Origin of the sequence: Allobosea sp. BK604, assembly GCF_004341515.1 — a bacterium.
In the GTDB taxonomy this organism is placed as follows: domain Bacteria; phylum Pseudomonadota; class Alphaproteobacteria; order Rhizobiales; family Beijerinckiaceae; genus Allobosea.
In genome coordinates this window covers 34,694-51,176 of sequence record NZ_SLZF01000007.1, presented here as the reverse complement: position 1 = coordinate 51,176, position 16,483 = coordinate 34,694, and the positions used below count along the sequence as shown (strand labels likewise).

Below are 16,483 nucleotides of genomic sequence, written 5' to 3'. Positions count from 1 at the left end.
TTTCAGGCTGCAGCGTTCTGTTCGCTCAGGCGGATCTCGACGCCCGCGCGCTCGCCGACCAGCCGCAGGATGCTGGTGAAATCGTCGCGCGGATATTTCTCGGTCGTCTCGTCGAGCAGCTGGAGCACGGCGGCGCCGAGTGTGAGCGGCACGCCGATCTCGGCGGCAAGCGTGGTCGCAAGGCGCTGGTCCTTGCGCGCCAGGCGCGACATGAAGCCGGGCGAGAAATCGCCGAGGAAGGCCTTGCCGGGCATCAGCTTGTGCAGCCAGGCGTTGTTGGTGCCCGTGCCGCCGCTGATCCTGACCATGAGGTCGAGCGGCAGGCCGGCTTTCAGGCCGATGGTCATGGCCTCGGCGATGGCGCTGACGATGCCGGCCGAGAGGAAGTTGTTGACGAGCTTCATCGCGGTGCCGTTGCCGAGCTCGCCGCAATGCGTGATCGTGTCGGCCATCCGGCGCAGCAGCGGCTCGACCTCCTGGAAGGTCGCGAGATCGCCGCCGATCATCAGCGCCAGCGTGCCGGCCCGGGCATTCTCGACCCCGCGCGCGACCGGGCTGTCGATCATCCTGATACCCCGCGCCGCCAGCCGTGCACCAACGCGGCGGCTGGTGACCGGATCGATCGTGCTCATGTCGACATAGATCAAGCCGGGCCTGGCATTCGCCTCGGTACCATCCGGACCGAGCGCCGCGGCTTCGACGTCAGGCGCATCGGGCAGCATGGTGATGACCACGTCGCTGTCCCGCACCAGCTCGGCGATGCTCGCGGCGCGCTTGGCACCGCTTTTCTGCGCCTCCGCGAGGGCGGCTTCGCTGAGATCATAGACCGTCAGCGGATAGCCGCCGCGCAGCACGTTGAGCGCCATCGGCAGGCCCATCGTGCCGATGCCGATGAAGCCGATGCGGGCGGTGGGAGACAAGGTTGTAGCCATCAGGATTTCACCATGGGTTCGACGCGGCGCTTGAGATCGGCGAGGCCCTGCTCGGGCGTGACCTGGCCGAGGGCCACCGCCTGGACGGCCTGGGCGAGCGCATCACCGGCCTCGACGGCGCGGTCGAAGGCGGGCAGCGGCGGGCGTGCGACGGCAAGGACTTTCGCCTCTGCGGCGGCATAGGGCACCGCGTCCTTGACGCGCTGGTCGTCATAGGCCGAAGCCCGCACGGGACCGTTGCCGTTGAGCGCGGCGCGGATCACCGCCTCCTTCGCGGTCATCGCCTTGACCAGCGACCAGGCGAGTTCCTTGTTGCGCGAGTTCCGGGGTATGACGAAGGACCAGAACTCCGTCGTGCCGACGATGGCGCCGTCGCCGAGCGAGCGCGAGGCTGGCGGCGGCACGGCGCTGATCTTGCCGGGAAACTGGCTCTTCTGCGGATCGTTGAAGGCGAAGTAGCGGCCGAAGGCGAAATGGCACATCGCCGCCCGGCCGGTCTGCATCTGCGTGATGACCTCGTCCTGCTTCAGCGTCGCGAAATTGCGCGGCAGGGCGCGCGCGGCATAGAGATCGCGGAAGACCTCGAAGGTCCGCAGCATGCCTGCCTCGTTGGGCAGGACCTTGAGGTCCTCGCTGATGAAGGGCGCGTCCCAGGCGAGCGACAGCGTCACCATGTTGACATAGCTGACGCCTTCCATGGCGAAGCCGCTGACCGGCACGCCGGCGGCGTTGGTGAAAGTCGCGGCCTTGGCGACCTCGATCATCTCCTCGATCGTCTTCGGCGCCGCCGCGATCTTCCGCTCGGCCAGGATGGCGTCGTTGATGTGCAGCCCGGTCGTGGCATGGCGGAAGGGAACGCCCCTGAGCGCGCCGCCAGCATTAAGCGCCTTGACCATGCCCGGCGCGACCCCGGCGAAATCCTCGATCGGGTCGCTCTTCTGGAGCGCGTCGAGCGGCTCCATCAACGTGAGCACGCGGGGCACGGCGAGGGTATTGACGACGAAACCGAGATCGAAGCTCGTCTCGGCGAGACTGGCCTCGCGCAGCAGGCGCTCATGGAGGGGCGCGACGTCGAAGGTCGACCAGTTGACGCCGGTGCCTGTCGCCTTCGACCAATCACCGATGATGTCGCCGCCCTTGCCGCCGCCCTCGCCGGTCAGGACGTTGCGGTGGACGCGGTGGCTGATGATGTTGAGCGACTTGGCTTGCGCCCGCACGATGGCGGGCATGGCAAGAACGGGCAGTGCAAGCGCGGTACCCGTGAGCAGAGCGCGGCGCGACGGCTGATGGAGCTTGTCCATGTCGTCCTCCTCATGCCGGAAGCAGCGGCTGGACGCGCTTGACCAGGGAGGCCATCGCCTCCTCCGGCGTCTTCATGCCGAGCACGGCGGCCTCGGCCTCCTCCTTGAAGAGGTCGCCGGCGCGCGCAGCCTCGTCGAAAGCCGGCAGCGGGATGCGCGCGACCTTGAGCACTTTCAGCTCTTCCGCCGCATAAGGCACGGTCGCGGCGAAGCTGGCATCGGCATAGGTCGACGCGCGGACCGGTCCATTGCCGTTGAGCGCGGCGCCCAGCGTCGCCGGCTTCGAGGCCATCGCCTTGATAAAGCTCCAGGCGAGGTCCTTGCGCTTGGAATTCTTCGGGATGCACAGGCCCCAGAACTCGACCTTGGCCGGGGCCGCGCTGTACTTGCTCGCGAGCGTCTTCGACGCGGGGACGGCAATGGTCTTGATCTTGCCCGCGAATTTCGACTTCTGCGGGTCGTTGTAGATGCGGTTGCGGCCCATGCTCTGCAGGCTGATCGCGGCACGGCCGGTCTGCATCCAGACATTGACGTCCTCGGTCGAGAGCGTCGCGAAATTGCGCGGGAAGGCGCCGGCCTGGAAGAGCTCGCGCAGCAGCTTGATGGCGTTCAGCATCGGCGGCTGGTCGGCGACGCATTTGTAGTCCGGCGTGATGAAGTCGCCATCCCAGGCGCGGGCGATGTCGATCACGTTCGGATAAGTGACGCCGGGCATGCACAGGCCGGTGACAGCGGTGCCGTCGGCCCGGCGGTAGGTGCAGGCGCGGGCCATCTCGACCATTTCCTCGATGGTCGCCGGCGGCTTGCTGAAGCCTTTCTCGGCCAGCAGTTCCTCGTTGTAGTGCAGGCCGGAAGAGGCGTGGCGGAAGGGGATAGCGACCTGCTTGCCGCCGACCTTCATGCCGTCCATCAGGCCGGGGAAGATGTCCGCCGCGTCATCGAGCGGATCGCGCTTCATGAACTCGTCGAGCGGCTCGAACAGGCTGGCGGCGCGCGGCACGGCTTGGGTATTGAGCAGGAATCCGACATCGACCGAGGTCTCGCCCAGGCTCGCCTCGCGGAACAGGCGCTCCTGCAGCGGGCCGGTGTCAAAGGTGGTCCATTGCACCGTGGTGCCGTTCTTCTCGCACCACGGCTTGGTGATGTCGCCGCCTTGCGCGCCGGTCGCGACCGTCTGCATGACGCGATGGGCGAAGAGGTTGAGCGGGGCCGTCTGCGCAAAGGCGGACGGCGCACCCAATCCCGCAAGGCTCAGGCCGACAAAACCCCCGAGGACCTGCCTACGGTCCGGTTCCTTCCCTGACGTCATTGTTGTTTTCCTCCCGTGATGTCGCGAGTTCCGCGATGGCGACTTCTGCCGCTTCGAAATGCTTGCGCATGGCCCGCTCGGCCCAATCGGGATCGCCGGCGCGAATGGCCTCGACCACCTCGACATGGCGCTCGTAGGTCTTGCGCCAATCGCCGGTATTGCGGGTGCTGCGTGAGTTGAAGAGCTCCATGATCTCCCGGTTCAACGGGCGCAGGGCCCGGATCTGCAGATCGAGCAAGGTGTTGCCGGCCGAGGCCGCGATCGCCTCGTGGAAATCGAGATCGGCCTCGATCCAGCGCGGCACGTCGGTCCAGGAGACCTCGAGGCGTTTCAGGATTTCGGTGAGCCTGGCGACATCGGCCTCGGAGCGGCGCTCGGCGCTGTAGCGCGCGATCGGCGGCTCGAGGATGCGGCGCAGCTCCACCGCCTCGGTGAGGCCGGTCTTGCTGCCGCGGACGGCGAAACGGAAGAAGCGGTCGAGCGGGGCGGCGTCGAGCGCGCGCACGCGCGTCGGCTTGCCCTGCTGGATATGGACGACACCCATGGCCGCGAGCTGGCGGATGGCCTCGCGCGCAATCGGCTTGCTGACACCGAAGGAGGCCGCCATGCGCGCCTCGGAAGGCAACACGTCACCAGGCTTGAGGCGGCCATCATGGATCGCCTGCGTGATGCGCTGGATCAGGGCGTCGCCCAGCCGCGTCGGCACCACATCCGCATCGGCGAACGGGTCGTCCTCGATCAGGGCGGCAGCGGCTTCGGTCATTCACAAGCTCCAACGACATGATTGACAGAAGCCAGGCAAGTTGGCAACTGTTCAACCTATCAGATAAGTTACCGTCCTGGGGAGGGCGCCATCGCTATGCCGGCTCGCAACATCCAGCAGATCGTTGCCTATCCGCTGCGCGCCGTGCTGGCCAAGGCCCAGCGCACTTCGCAGGGCGATTATCCGGCCATCGAGATCGTGGTCGTCGAGGTCACCACCAGCGACGGCATCATCGGCTATGGCGAGGGGCTGTGCCGGCGCGGCGCCGCCGGTTATGCGCGCTTCATCGAGGACGCGCTGATCCCGCGGCTGATCGGCAAGGACCCGGCCGACCGGCGGGCGCTGTGGAAGGCGATGCGCGGCGCGCTCTCCGGCCATCCGGGCGGGCAGATCGTCGAGGCGATCTCGGCGATCGACATCGCGCTCTGGGACATTGCCGGCAAGGCGGCCGGCGAGCCGATCCACAAGCTGCTCGGCGGCATGGGGCGGACGCGCGTTCCGGCCTATGCCTCCTCGATCAACTGGCTCGACGACGCCACGGTCGAGGCCGAGGTGGCGGCCGCGCTGAAGGCCGGCTTCCGCGAGATCAAGGTTAAGCTCGGCCATCCGCTCAAGGACGCGATCGCCCGGGCCAAATTCATCCGCAAACTCGCGGGCGACGACATCGCGCTCTATGTCGATGCCAACTGGGCCTATGATGTCGACGATGCGCTGGTCGTCGGCCGGGCGCTGGCCGATCTCGGCTACGGCTTCTTCGAGGAGCCGATCGCGCCCAATGACCGCGCCGGCTACAAGCGCCTCGCCCAGCATCTGCCGATCCGGCTCGCGGCCGGCGAGAGCGACTATGTCGCCTCCGAGGCGCTGGCCATGCTGCAGGAGCGCTCGCTCGGGCTGATCCAGCCTGACGTCTCGCGCGCGGGCGGCATCACCGAGACCTGGCGCATCGCCGAGCTCGCGGCGAGCTTCAACACGGCCTACGCGCCGCATGTCGGCTGGTCGGGCGCGATCTGCGTCGCCGCCAGCCTTCAGCTGGCGGCCGCGGCGGAAACGCTGCGCACCTTCGAGTGCATGGTCTACGCCAACCCGCTGCGGGATTCCTTCACGCATCCGGTCGTCGGCGAAGGCAGCCAGCTGGTCGACGGACAGCTCGTCGTGCCGCAGGGGCCGGGGCTCGGCATCGAGATCGACCGCGACATGCTCATGCGCCACCGGATCGCGTGAGAGCATGAGCCAACGCTCGGCCCTTCCTGCTTTCGCGCTGGTCTCGCCGGTGCAGCTCATGGTCGGCGGCATCATCTTCCTGCCGGCGATCTACGTATTCTGGCTCAGCCTGAACCAGTCTTCGTTCGGCCAGGCGGCGACCTATGTCGGGCTCGCCAACTACGCCAAGGTCCTGAGCGATCCCTATTTCTGGCGCGCGCTCGTCAACACGGTGATCGTCGTCGCGGTCGTCGTGCATGTCGAGTTGCTGCTCGGCCTGCTGATGGCGCTGTTCTTCGCCTCGGGCATCCCCTTCCGCGCGCTGATGCTGGCGGTCGTGCTCGCCCCCTACGCCGTCTCCGAGGTCTCGGCGGTGGTGATGTGGCGCTACCTGTTCGAGCCCGAAGTCGGGATGATGAGCCAGCTTCTCGCCACGATCGGCCTGCCGCCGATCGAATGGTCGGTGAACCCCAGCCACGGCCTGCTGATGGTCTGCCTGCTCTCGATCTGGCTGCACCTGCCCTTCAGCTTCGTCATCCTCTATGCCGCCCGCCTCGCCATTCCCGGTGAGCTCTACGAGGCCGGCTCGATGGACGGCGCCACCGGCTGGCGCGCCTTCCGGCGCATCACCTTGCCGCTGCTGATGCCGGCGCTGCTGATCGCGGCCCTGTTCCGCTACATCTTCGCCTTCCGCCTGTTCTCCGAGGTCTGGCTGATGACGGGCGGCGGGCCGGCGCGCACGACCGAGGTGATGGCGGTCTATCTCTATCTCGAGGCCTTCCGATACAATTCCTTCGGCGCAGCAGCCGCCACAGGCTGGCTGCTCGTGCTCGCCTCGCTCCTCCTCGCCGTCGTCTACCTGCGCGGCCTCTACAGGGAGATGTTCGGCAAGCATGCGTAAGCGCTCGCTCCCCCTCGCCCTGCTCAAGCTCCTCGGCGTCCTCGTCATCGCCGCCTGGTCGCTGGTGCCGATCGTCCTGATCGTGATGTCGTCCTTCAAGGCCGACCGCGACATCTTCTCCGTCGCCTCACGCTTCAAGTTCGAGCCGACGCTGGTGAACTACATCCAGCTCTGGAGCCGCTGGGGCGACTTCTTCACCGGCCTATGGAACAGCTTCCTGGTGACGACGGGGGCGACCGTACTTGCCGTCTCCGTCTCGCTGCTCGCCGGCTACGCCTATTCGCGCCATGCCAGCAAGGCGCTTCAGGCCAGCGCCTTCTTCCTGATCTTCATCCGGCTGATCCCGCCGATCGTGATCACGCTGCCGCTCTTCCCGGTGGTGAACTGGCTGAAGCTCAACGACACGCATTTCATCCTGATCCTGCTCTACGCGACCTTCTTCGTCTCGCTCGGCACGATCGTGATGCGGACCTTCATCGACCAGATCCCGCGCGAGCTCGACGAATCCGCGATGATCGACGGCGCCTCGCGCTTCCAGATCATCCGGCGCGTGATCTTCCCGCTGGCGGCGCAAGGCATGCTCGCGGTCGCGGTCTTCGTCATCGTCTACGCCTGGAACGAGTTCCTCTTCGCTTTCATCTTCACCACCACCAAGGCCAAGACCGCGCCTCTGGTCGTGGCGGAGATGATCGGCGCGGTCGAGGGCGTCGAATGGGGAGTGCTGTTCGCGGCCTCCGCCATCCAGCTCCTGCCCGTGCTCGCCTTCGTCATCCTCATGCAGAAGCATCTCGTGGCGGGCCTGACGGCCGGCGCGGTGAAAGGATAGGTCATGACCCAGCTAGACGACATGCGCCGCGCCATCCGCGAGGCCGATCCGCAGCTCAGCCGCTTCGACCCGCTGCCACGCATCATCTGCCTCGACGATTTCGACCGCGGCATGTGCGGCTACACGCAGCTCGTCGGCAATTACGAGATCACGCTCGACCAGATGCTGCCGGGTTATGCCCAGCACACCCATGCCATGCTCTCGACCCTGCCGAACTGGGATTTCGGCTCGCATGGCGGCGTCGACGGTTCCTATGCGCTGAAGCTCGCGACGCGGCCGAAGCGTGGCGCGCAGAACGTCACGCTGAAGCGGCTCACCTTCCGAAAGGCCGGGCCGATCCGCATGGAGTGCTATTTCACCTTCAAGCCGGAGGCGACGGAACTGCAGCTGATGGAGACCGACGTGCGCTCCTTCGGCTTCCTCTACGACCTCCAGGTCGGTGACCAGTTCGGGACCGGCGGCGAGCGCGTGATGCCGCATCTGCGCTTCCTCAATGCGCGCGACGGCAAGCACCTGCAGAAATGGCAGTTCAAGCGCAAGACCACCGAGATCAAGCCGATCGGCGATGTCGGCAAGACGATCTCGCATTACCACCTCGCCGATTCCGACTGGGAGGACCTTCCCGGCGGGGAGCAGAAGCTCTGCTACAACGAGATCCCGACCAAGATTAACTGGCACTACCTGCGCTTCGACTTCGACCTGTCGACGATGCAGGCGACCGGCTTCCAGGTGAACGACCGCCAGTTCGACATGGCGGGCTTCGACTGCATCCGCATCCCCGCGATGAAGAATCTCTGGTGCATGCTCAATCTCTGCTTCTTCGCGGAGACGGACACCGACAAGCGCACTTTCGCCTATCTCGACTCGGTCTGCCTTTCGGGGGACTTCTGATGCTGCCTGAGAACCTCACCGCCATCATCGCCCGCAACGAGACCTGGACAGGCGCATCCGCCACCGAGCCCTATGAGGGCGGCTGGGCCAAGGAGGCGATCGTCTTCGTCCGCGCCCTCAAGCCCCCCAAGGGCAAGCTGCCGAAGGCACGCATCGAGATCTCCGGCGACGGCATGCACTGGGTGCCGGAAGGCTCGAGCTTCGACCTGCCGGCCGCGACCGACGCCGTGACCTTCCAGCGCGTCGCCCATTTCGGCAACTTCCTGCGCGTCGCAACGGATCTGCCGGAGGGGGTCGAGATCACCCTGCTGGTGACGCTGCATCTGAAGGCTTGAGAGAAGCTCCGCCGTCATTGCGAGGAGCGTAGCGACGAAGCAATCCAAGGGCGTTGAGCACAGTCCACCTGGATTGCTTCGCTGCGCTCGCAATGACCGCGAGATTCGTTCAGGCCGAGCGCGGATCCGTCATCGGGCTCGCCATGTCCTGCGTCGGCCTGGCCGGGGCGAAGGGCAGCGAGTCGGTCTGGCGCTCGATGACGCGATGGACGCGCGGCGGCTCCGGGCCTTGGTGCAGGGCGCGGACACGCTCGCCGATGGCGGCGTCGGCCTGGGTGACGCGCTGGTTCTGGCGGACATATTCGACCCAGGTCGGGCTGTCATAGCGCTCGATCCAGAGCTTGGGGTCGGTCAGGTCGCGCAGCAGCGCCCAGTGGCGCGCACCGTCGCGGCGGCGGATGCGGCGGCGCTCGGCCATCACATTGAGGAACGGAACCACGTCCTCCTCGCGGATAATGTACTCGATGGTGACGATGATCGGCCCGCTGCGCGGCTCGATATCGACCGCTACCTTCGGCTCCTGCCAGCGGCTGAGCGGATCGAGATTGAGCTGTTCGAGCGGCGGCAGCGTATAGCGCAGGCCCAGCGCCGCCCCCACGACGAGCGCGATGGCGGCGAAGAGCAGCGCCCATTCGGTGCCATACGCGGCCGAGGCCGTGCCCCAGACCCAACTGCCCAGCGCCATGCCGCCGAAGGTTGCCATCTGGTAAAGCGCCAGCGCCCGGCCGACGACCCAGCGCGGAGCCGAGAGCTGGACGGTGGCGTTGAAGGTCGAGAGCGCCAGAACCCAGCTCGCGCCGGCGATCACCATCGCCGCCATGCTGATCACGGTCACGGTGCTGTAGCCGGTGACGGCGACCGCGACGGCAAAGGCGATGAAGGAGCCGCGTACCAGCGCCTCGGTTGAGTAGGCGGCGCGCAGGCGGGCGCTCAGGAAGGCGCCGGCGATTGCGCCGATGCCGAAGGCGCCGAGCAGCAGGCCGAAGGTCAGCGGCCCGCCCTGGACCAGGTCGCGCGCCACCAGCGGCAGCAGCGCCTGCGCCGCAATGGCGCCGAAGCCGAAGGCGAAGCCGCGCAGCAGGACGGAGCGGATATTCGGGGACATCGCGACATAGCGGATGCCGGCACTCATCGCGATACCGAGCGTCTCGCGCGGCAGCAGCCGCTCGACCACCGGCGGGCGCCAGCGCGAGAGCACGACGATGAGCCCGATATAGCTGACGGCATTGACGGCAAAGGCGATGACGGCGCCGGCCGCCGCGACGATGATGCCGCCGAGCGCCGGGCCGACGCTGCGGGCGATGTTGAAGCCGACGCTGTTCAAGGTGATCGCCGCCGGCAGGTCGGAGCGCGGCACCATCTCGCCGACGGAGGATTGCCAGGCCGGGCCGTTGAGCGCCGTACCGCAACCGATCAGGAAGGTGAAGGCGAGCAGCAGCCAGGGCGTCATCACGTCGAGCCAGGCGCAGACGGCGAGCCCGATCGAGACCGCGAACATGAAGCTCTGGGCGGTGAGCATCACCTTGCGCCGGTCGTAATTGTCGGAGATCGCGCCGGCTGCGAGCGAGAACAGCATCACCGGCAAGGTGGTCGAGGCCTGGACCAGCGCGATGATGTCGGCCGAGGTGGCGATCGAGGTCATCAGCCAGGCGGCGCCGACATTCTGGATCATGCCGCCGAAATAGGAGGCCAGGCTCGCGAACCAGACGGCGCGGAAAATCGGCTGGCGCAGCGGCAGGAAAGGCGAGACAGAGCCGCCGCCCGGCGGAGCCAGCCCCTCGGCCGCCACCTCGGCGGCGGCGACGTCGGCGGTGGGCTGTGCTCTTGCGTCGTCAGGCATAGAACAAGGGTTAGACACTCAATGCCGGGCTGCCAACCAGCTTGAGACTATTCTTCTTCGAAAGCCTGCTTTGCTTGAAAGATTATGACCGCGCCTGCGCCGGCACGGCATTGCGCTCCCGCCGCGGCTTGCGCGGAGCGGGCGCGCGCCAGGCATGGGCAGCCGCGACGACGAGCCCCGCCAGCAGGACCCAATGGCCGGGCCTGAGGAAGCTGATGTCGCCATAGGTGAAAGCGTCGAAATTGGCCTGGAAGACGAGCCAGGCCGAGACGCCGGTGGTGAGTGCGTACCAGGCGGTTTCGCAAAGCGCGGTCAAGAGGCCGGTGACGATCGCCGCGGCGATGAGCCGGGGCGTGTCATAGGGAATGCCGAAGCGCTGCATCAGCCGGTAGACCATCAGCAGCGCGAAGAGCCCGGTGACCAGGACAGGCTGGGTGACGTCGAGCTTCGATTGCAGGGCAAAATGCAGCAGGCCGAGCGCCGCGATGACATAGACGAGATTATGCAGGCGCTGCCAATTGGCCGAGCCGAGCCGGCGGATCATCGCGTCGGTCGAGGTGATGCCGAGCGCGACGAGGCCGGTGAGCGCGGTGAAGCCGACGACCAGATAGAAGCGCTTGACGATCTCGGAGACGATCAGCCCCCAGTCGAAGGCGAGGTCGATGCAATAGAGCGTCAGGTGCGCCAGGGCGTAGAACATCACGAAGAGGCCGACCATCCGGCGCACGCCGACGAGTTTCGGCCAATCGAGGATGCGGCGGAAGGGCGTGATCGCCAGCGTCAGGACGAGGATGCGCACCGCCCAGGTGCCGGTATCGTGCACGGCCTGCGTCCAGGGCTTCGAGCCGAGCTGGCCCATCCAGGCGTCATAGGCGAGCCAAAGGGCCGGAACCAGCATCAGCGCGAAAGTGCCGGCGCGCAACCCGGAGAAACGACCCTTCCGGTCAAGCCATGGCAGCCAGTCGTTCATGCCCGTCTCCGTCTTCGGATGCGACTCCGATGCATTCTCCATGCGCAGGTCGGTGTCCGGCCTGCCCAAAAATGCTTTGCTGGTGATACGCGAAGCGGCTTGCGTCTGTCTCGCCGCTCTGCACACAAGGGCGTGAGCCCTCTGCCAGCCAACCAGAATTCGTAGACGGGAACGCCATGGTTACGACCACCCCCACAGTCGTCTTCGACGTCGGCAATGTCCTGCTCCGCTGGGACCCGCGCCATCTCTACCGCCAGCTGATCCCGGACCAGGAGAAGATGCACTGGTTCATGCAGAACATTTGCACCTCCGCCTGGAATATCGAGCAGGATCGTGGCCGGCCCTGGGCCGATGCGGTGGCGCTGCTGGTGAAGCAGCATCCGGAATGGGAGACCGAGATCCGCGCCTATGACGAGCGCTGGCACGAGACCGTGGACGGCGTGATCGAAGACAGCGTCGCGATCCTCGCGGAACTGAAGGACAAGGGCGAGAAGGTCTATGCCATCACCAATTTCTCGCGGGAGAAATGGGCGGAGAGCCTGATCCGCTTCCCCTTCCTCGGCACGTTCGATGGCGTCATCGTCTCCGCGCATGAGCAGCTGATCAAGCCGGATCCGGCGATCTACCAGACATTGTTCACGCGCTACGGGCTCAGCGCCGCCAACTGCATCTTCGTCGATGACAGCGAGAAGAACATCAAAGGCGCGCGCGCCGTCGGCATGCAGGCGATCCATTTCGTCGAGCCGATCGATCTGCGGGCGGAGCTGAAAGAGCTCGGCGTCCCGCTCTGAGGCGATTGCCGAGGCTATCCGAAGAGGCGTTGAACAGCATGAGCATCCCCGTCGAGAGCGTCCTGTCCACCGCCGGCACCGGCCCGTTCCAGCGCAAGCTGCTCGGCATATTCGGGCTGGTCTGGGCCGCGGATGCGATGCAGGTCCTCGCCGTCGGCTTCACCGCGGCCTCGATTGCGGCGACGTTCAAACTCACCGTGCCGGAAGCGCTGCAGACCGGCACGCTGTTCTTCCTGGGCATGCTGATCGGCGCAGCGCTGTTCGGCCGCCTGGCCGATCGCTATGGACGGCGACGCGTGCTGCTCGTCACGGTGGCCTGCGACGCAGTATTCGGGCTGCTTTCGGTGTTCGCGCCCTCCTTCGCAACGTTGCTTGCCCTGCGTTTCCTCACCGGCATGGCGGTCGGCGGCACCTTGCCGGTCGATTACGCGATGATGGCCGAGTTCCTGCCGCCGAAGAATCGCGGGCGCTGGCTCGTCATGCTCGAGGGCTTCTGGGCCATCGGCACGATCATCGTCGCGCTTGCGGCCTGGGCGGCGAGCGCCGCCGGCGTCGCCGACGCCTGGCGCTGGATCTTCGCCGTGACCGCCTTCCCGGCGCTGATCGGCATCTGGCTACGCTTCTGGGTGCCGGAATCGCCGCTTTACCTGCTCAAGGAGGGCCGAGCCGAGGAGGCACGCGGCGTGCTCAACCAGATGCTGCGGGCGAATGGGCAAGCTGAATTGCCGTCCGGCGCGACGATCGCGGTGCCGCAAGGCGGGGCACATGCCAGCCTGTTCTCGCCCATGCTCCTGCGCCGGACCGTCTCGATCCTCGCGATCTGGTTCCTGGTCTCGGTGTCCTATTACGGCGTCTTCACCTGGATGCCGGCGAGGCTCGCGGGCGAAGGCTTCGGCTTCGTGCGCGGCTACGGCTTCCTGGTCGTGGTCGCGCTGGCGCAGATCCCCGGCTATGCGCTGGCGGCCTATGGTGTCGAGCAATGGGGCCGAAGGCCGACGCTGATCGGCTTCCTGCTGCTCAGCGCCGCCGGCTGCGCGCTCTTCGTGGCGGCATCCGACGCCTATCTGATCGGAGGCTCGATCCTGCTGATGAGCTTCGCCCTGCTCGGCACCTGGGGCGCGCTCTATGCCTATACTCCCGAGCTTTACCCGACCGAGCTGCGCGGCACCGGCATGGGCGCAGCTGGCGCGATGGCGCGGCTCGGCGGGTTGCTGGCGCCGTCGGCGGTGGCGCTGGTGATCGCGCAGAGCTTCACCGCGGCGGTCGGCATGTTCGCGGCGCTGCTGCTCGTTGGCGCGCTGGCTGCTTTCCTGATCAAGGCCGAGACCAAGCGGGTCGCGCTGGCCTGAGCTCAGGCCGCCGTCATCTCGCCATCGGCCGCATGCCGCGGCGCGGCCCAATGGCAGCGCGCCCCGCCCGCCCGCTTGGCGCCGTAGAGCGCCTCGTCGGCACGCTCGAGCAGGCTTTCCCAATCCTGCCGCGCCATCTCGGGCGAAGACAGCAGGATGCCGGCGCTGGCGCCAATAGAAAGACGGGTGCCGTCGATCTCGAAGGGCTGGCCGAGCGCCTGGACCATCTTCCGCGCCAGCTGCAGGGCAGCCGCATCATCGGCCGCCAGTCCGTCGAAGCGATGCAGGACCATGAACTCGTCTCCGCCCACGCGCGCGACGAGCGCGCCAGCATCGGCGCAAAGACGCAAGCGGCCCGCGACCGCACGCAGCAGCGCATCGCCGGCGGGATGGCCAAAGCGGTCATTCACCGGCTTGAAGCCGTCGAGATCGAGCGCGATCACCGCGAAGGCCCTGCGATCAGCGCCCTCGACCGCCGGCTTGAAGGCCGACGAGAAGGCCAGGCGGTTCGGCAGGCCGGTCAGGGCATCGTGGTTCGCCTGATGGGCGAGCTCGCGCTTGGCCTCCAATCGCTCGACGAAGGCCGTGCTGAGATGCCGCGACGCCTCGCGCATCGTCGCCCAGAACAGGAAGAGCATGATCGCGCCGAGCCTGTAGGGCATTTCCGGCCGCATCAGCCCGCCCAGGATGATCGGAGCCAGCAGGAAGGCGCCGGCGACCAGCACGATCCAGGGCCGCACCGCCGCGCGCGAGACCATGCCGGCAGCAAAGGCCAGGGCCAGGCCGAAGGCGATCCAGGCGCCGGGAGCATCGTCGAGGTCGAGCGCCCGCAGCGAGAGCAGGCCGAGCGCGAAGGCGAAGGCCGAGCCGCCAATGCCGTAGCGACGCTCCCATTTCAGCACCTCGGCCTGGTCGAGCGCGCGCGTCCGAGGATAGCCGAGGAGCCAGTAGAGCCGGAGCAGGGCGGCGAGGCCGATCAGCACGGTGATGACGGCATAGCCGCGATCGCCGCTCTGGAGCGCGAGGGCGAAGGCTCCGATGAAGGCCGTGCCCGCACTGGCGCAGACCTGCGGCAACGAGGTGTAGAGCAGCTCGACGAGCTCGCGATGCACGCTCGGGTGCAGCGGACGATAGAGCGTGAGGGAGCGCGAGGCCATTTCGGGACGCTACGCGGCCTGCGCTAACGTGTCGTGGCGCGACGGCGGGTTATCAACATGGCCCTCGCTCCGCGATCACGAATCCATCTTGAGCGCGGCGATGAAGGCCTCCTGCGGGATTTCGACCTTGCCGAACTGCCGCATCTTCTTCTTGCCTTCCTTCTGCTTCTCGAGAAGCTTGCGCTTTCGGGTGGCGTCGCCGCCATAGCACTTGGCGGTGACGTCCTTGCGCAGGGCGCGGATGGTCTCGCGCGCGATGATCTTGCCGCCGATCGCGGCCTGGACCGGGATCTGGAACATGTGCGGCGGGATCAGCTCCTTGAGCTTCTCGCACATGGCGCGGCCACGCGCCTCTGCGCGGGTGCGGTGGACCAGCATCGAGAGCGCATCGACGGGCTCGGCATTGACCAGGATCGACATGCGCACGAGGTCGCCCTCGCGATAGTCGGTGATCTGGTAGTCGAAGGAGGCGTAGCCCTTCGAGATCGATTTCAGCCGGTCGTAGAAATCGAACACCACCTCGTTCAGCGGCAGGTCGTAGACGACCTTGGCCCGCGAGCCGACATAGCCGAGATCGATCTGCAGGCCGCGCCGGTCCTGGCAGAGCTTCAGCACCGAGCCGAGATATTCGTCCGGGGTGAAGATCGTGGCGCGGATCCAGGGCTCCTCGATCGCCTCGATCTTCATCACATCCGGCATGTCGGCCGGGTTGTGCAGCTCAAGAGTCGCGCCGTCGCGCAGCTTGAGATGGTAGACGACCGAGGGCGCGGTCGAGATCAGGTCGAGGTTGAACTCGCGCTCGAGCCGTTCCTGGATGATCTCCAGATGCAGCAGGCCGAGGAAGCCGCAGCGGAAGCCGAAGCCGAGCGCCGCCGAGGTCTCCATCTCGTAGCTGAAGGAGGCATCGTTCAGGCGCAGCTTCGACATGGCGCTACGCAGCACCTCGAAATCGGCGGCATCGACCGGGAAGATGCCGCAGAACACCACGGGCTGCACCGGCTTGAAGCCCGGCAGCGGCTCGGCGATCGGACGGCGGTCGTCGGTGATCGTGTCGCCGACGGCGGTGTCGGCGACTTCCTTGATCGAGGCGGTGAAGAAGCCGACCTCGCCCGGGCCGAGTTCCTTCACTTCGAGCATTTTTGGCTTGAACACGCCGACGCGGTCGACGCCATAGGAGGCGTTGGCGCGCATCATGCGGATGGTCATGTTCTTCTTGAGCACGCCGTCGATGATGCGCACGAGCACGACGACGCCGAGATAGGCGTCGTACCAGGAATCGACCAGCAGCGCCTTGAGCGGCGCTTCGAGATCGCCCTTCGGGGCCGGCAGCTTCTGGACGATTGCCTCGAGCACGCCCTCGATGTTGAGGCCGGTCTTGGCCGAGATCGGCACGGCCTCGGAGGCGTCGAGGCCGATCACGTCCTCGATCTGCTGCTTGATCCGCTCAGGCTCCGCCGCCGGCAGGTCGATCTTGTTGAGGACGGTGACGATCTCGTGGTTGGCATCGAGCGCCTGATAGACATTCGCCAGCGTCTGCGCCTCGACACCCTGCGAGGCGTCGACGACCAGCAGCGAGCCCTCGCAGGCCGCGAGCGAGCGCGAGACCTCGTAAGCGAAGTCGACATGGCCTGGCGTATCCATCAGGTTCAGGATGTAGTCCTTGCCATCCTGGGCGCGGTAATCGAGCCGGACGGTCTGGGCCTTGATGGTGATGCCGCGCTCCTTCTCGATATCCATCGAATCGAGAATCTGCTCGCTCATGTCGCGCGCCGCGACCGTGCCGGTCTGCTGGATCAGCCGGTCGGCGAGGGTCGATTTGCCGTGGTCGATATGGGCCACGATCGAGAAATTGCGGATGTTGTCGAAACTGCGCGTGCTCATGGCCGCGCAATAGCAGCGAAGCTGTGCCGGGCCAAGC

General features: G+C 66.7%; 15 protein-coding genes. 7 read left to right on the top strand and 8 right to left on the bottom strand.

Translation table 11 applies throughout. The features are described 5' to 3' along the window. Positions 1-2: 2 nt before the first annotated feature. Genes EV560_RS21350 through EV560_RS21335 form a run of 4 tightly spaced genes read right to left on the bottom strand, consistent with a single transcriptional unit; the run spans position 3 to position 4,305 of the window. Positions 3-932, bottom strand: coding sequence for an NAD(P)-dependent oxidoreductase (locus tag EV560_RS21350; RefSeq protein WP_131857837.1), 930 nt, complete (start codon positions 930-932; stop codon positions 3-5). Beyond that, positions 932-2,233: an extracellular solute-binding protein gene (locus tag EV560_RS21345; protein WP_131857836.1), complete on the bottom strand. Its 1,302-nt coding sequence runs from the start codon at positions 2,231-2,233 to the stop codon at positions 932-934. Before EV560_RS21345 ends, EV560_RS21350 begins: the two co-directional genes overlap by 1 nt. 10 nt (positions 2,234-2,243) lie before the next feature. Then, on the bottom strand, positions 2,244-3,542 hold the full coding sequence (locus EV560_RS21340; RefSeq protein WP_131857835.1) for an ABC transporter substrate-binding protein: 1,299 nt from the start codon (positions 3,540-3,542) through the stop codon (positions 2,244-2,246). Next, positions 3,514-4,305: a FadR/GntR family transcriptional regulator gene (locus EV560_RS21335; RefSeq protein ID WP_131857834.1), complete on the bottom strand. Its 792-nt coding sequence runs from the start codon at positions 4,303-4,305 to the stop codon at positions 3,514-3,516. The genes EV560_RS21340 and EV560_RS21335 overlap by 29 nt, the downstream gene beginning before the upstream one ends. A gap of 96 nt (positions 4,306-4,401) precedes the next feature. Here EV560_RS21335 and EV560_RS21330 point away from each other — a divergent pair, with 96 nt between their 5' ends. Genes EV560_RS21330 through EV560_RS21310 form a run of 5 tightly spaced genes read left to right on the top strand, consistent with a single transcriptional unit; the run spans position 4,402 to position 8,458 of the window. Next, a complete protein-coding gene (locus EV560_RS21330) occupies positions 4,402-5,526 on the top strand; it encodes a mandelate racemase/muconate lactonizing enzyme family protein (protein ID WP_131857833.1) in 1,125 nt (374 codons plus the stop codon). Positions 5,527-5,530: 4 nt separating this feature from the next. Further along, positions 5,531-6,406 carry a carbohydrate ABC transporter permease gene (locus EV560_RS21325; protein ID WP_131857832.1) on the top strand — a complete coding sequence of 292 codons (876 nt, stop codon included), beginning with the start codon at positions 5,531-5,533 and terminating at the stop codon, positions 6,404-6,406. Then, positions 6,399-7,232 (top strand): carbohydrate ABC transporter permease, encoded by an 834-nt coding sequence (locus EV560_RS21320; protein ID WP_131857831.1) that lies wholly within the window; start codon positions 6,399-6,401, stop codon positions 7,230-7,232. The genes EV560_RS21325 and EV560_RS21320 overlap by 8 nt, the downstream gene beginning before the upstream one ends. Positions 7,233-7,235: 3 nt before the next feature. After that, positions 7,236-8,123: a DUF6772 family protein gene (locus EV560_RS21315; protein WP_348982255.1), complete on the top strand. Its 888-nt coding sequence runs from the start codon at positions 7,236-7,238 to the stop codon at positions 8,121-8,123. Next, a complete protein-coding gene (locus tag EV560_RS21310; protein WP_131857830.1) occupies positions 8,123-8,458 on the top strand; it encodes a hypothetical protein in 336 nt (111 codons plus the stop codon). The genes EV560_RS21315 and EV560_RS21310 overlap by 1 nt, the downstream gene beginning before the upstream one ends. Before the next feature lie 109 nt (positions 8,459-8,567). Here EV560_RS21310 and EV560_RS21305 read toward each other — a convergent pair whose 3' ends face one another. Together EV560_RS21305 and EV560_RS21300 are read right to left on the bottom strand one after the other, a co-directional pair. Beyond that, positions 8,568-10,298, bottom strand: a complete 1,731-nt coding sequence (locus EV560_RS21305) for an MFS transporter (RefSeq protein ID WP_131857829.1) — start codon at positions 10,296-10,298, stop codon at positions 8,568-8,570. 82 nt (positions 10,299-10,380) lie between these two features. Next, positions 10,381-11,268 carry a protein-methionine-sulfoxide reductase heme-binding subunit MsrQ gene (locus EV560_RS21300; RefSeq protein WP_131857828.1) on the bottom strand — a complete coding sequence of 296 codons (888 nt, stop codon included), beginning with the start codon at positions 11,266-11,268 and terminating at the stop codon, positions 10,381-10,383. A gap of 176 nt (positions 11,269-11,444) precedes the next feature. Between EV560_RS21300 and EV560_RS21295 the strand changes: the two genes are divergently transcribed. Together EV560_RS21295 and EV560_RS21290 are read left to right on the top strand one after the other, a co-directional pair. After that, positions 11,445-12,059, top strand: a complete 615-nt coding sequence (locus EV560_RS21295; protein WP_131857827.1) for an HAD family hydrolase — start codon at positions 11,445-11,447, stop codon at positions 12,057-12,059. Positions 12,060-12,097: 38 nt separating this feature from the next. Beyond that, positions 12,098-13,408 (top strand): MFS transporter, encoded by a 1,311-nt coding sequence (locus tag EV560_RS21290; protein WP_131857826.1) that lies wholly within the window; start codon positions 12,098-12,100, stop codon positions 13,406-13,408. Positions 13,409-13,410: 2 nt separating this feature from the next. Here the strand turns inward: EV560_RS21290 and EV560_RS21285 are convergent, their stop codons facing one another. Together EV560_RS21285 and lepA are read right to left on the bottom strand one after the other, a co-directional pair. Next, the gene (locus EV560_RS21285; protein WP_131857825.1) at positions 13,411-14,565 is read right to left on the bottom strand and encodes a GGDEF domain-containing protein; all 1,155 of its coding nucleotides are present in this window, start codon (positions 14,563-14,565) and stop codon (positions 13,411-13,413) included. 75 nt (positions 14,566-14,640) lie between these two features. After that, positions 14,641-16,446 (bottom strand): translation elongation factor 4, encoded by a 1,806-nt coding sequence (gene lepA, locus EV560_RS21280; protein WP_131857824.1) that lies wholly within the window; start codon positions 16,444-16,446, stop codon positions 14,641-14,643. Between the last annotated feature and the right edge of the window lie 37 nt (positions 16,447-16,483).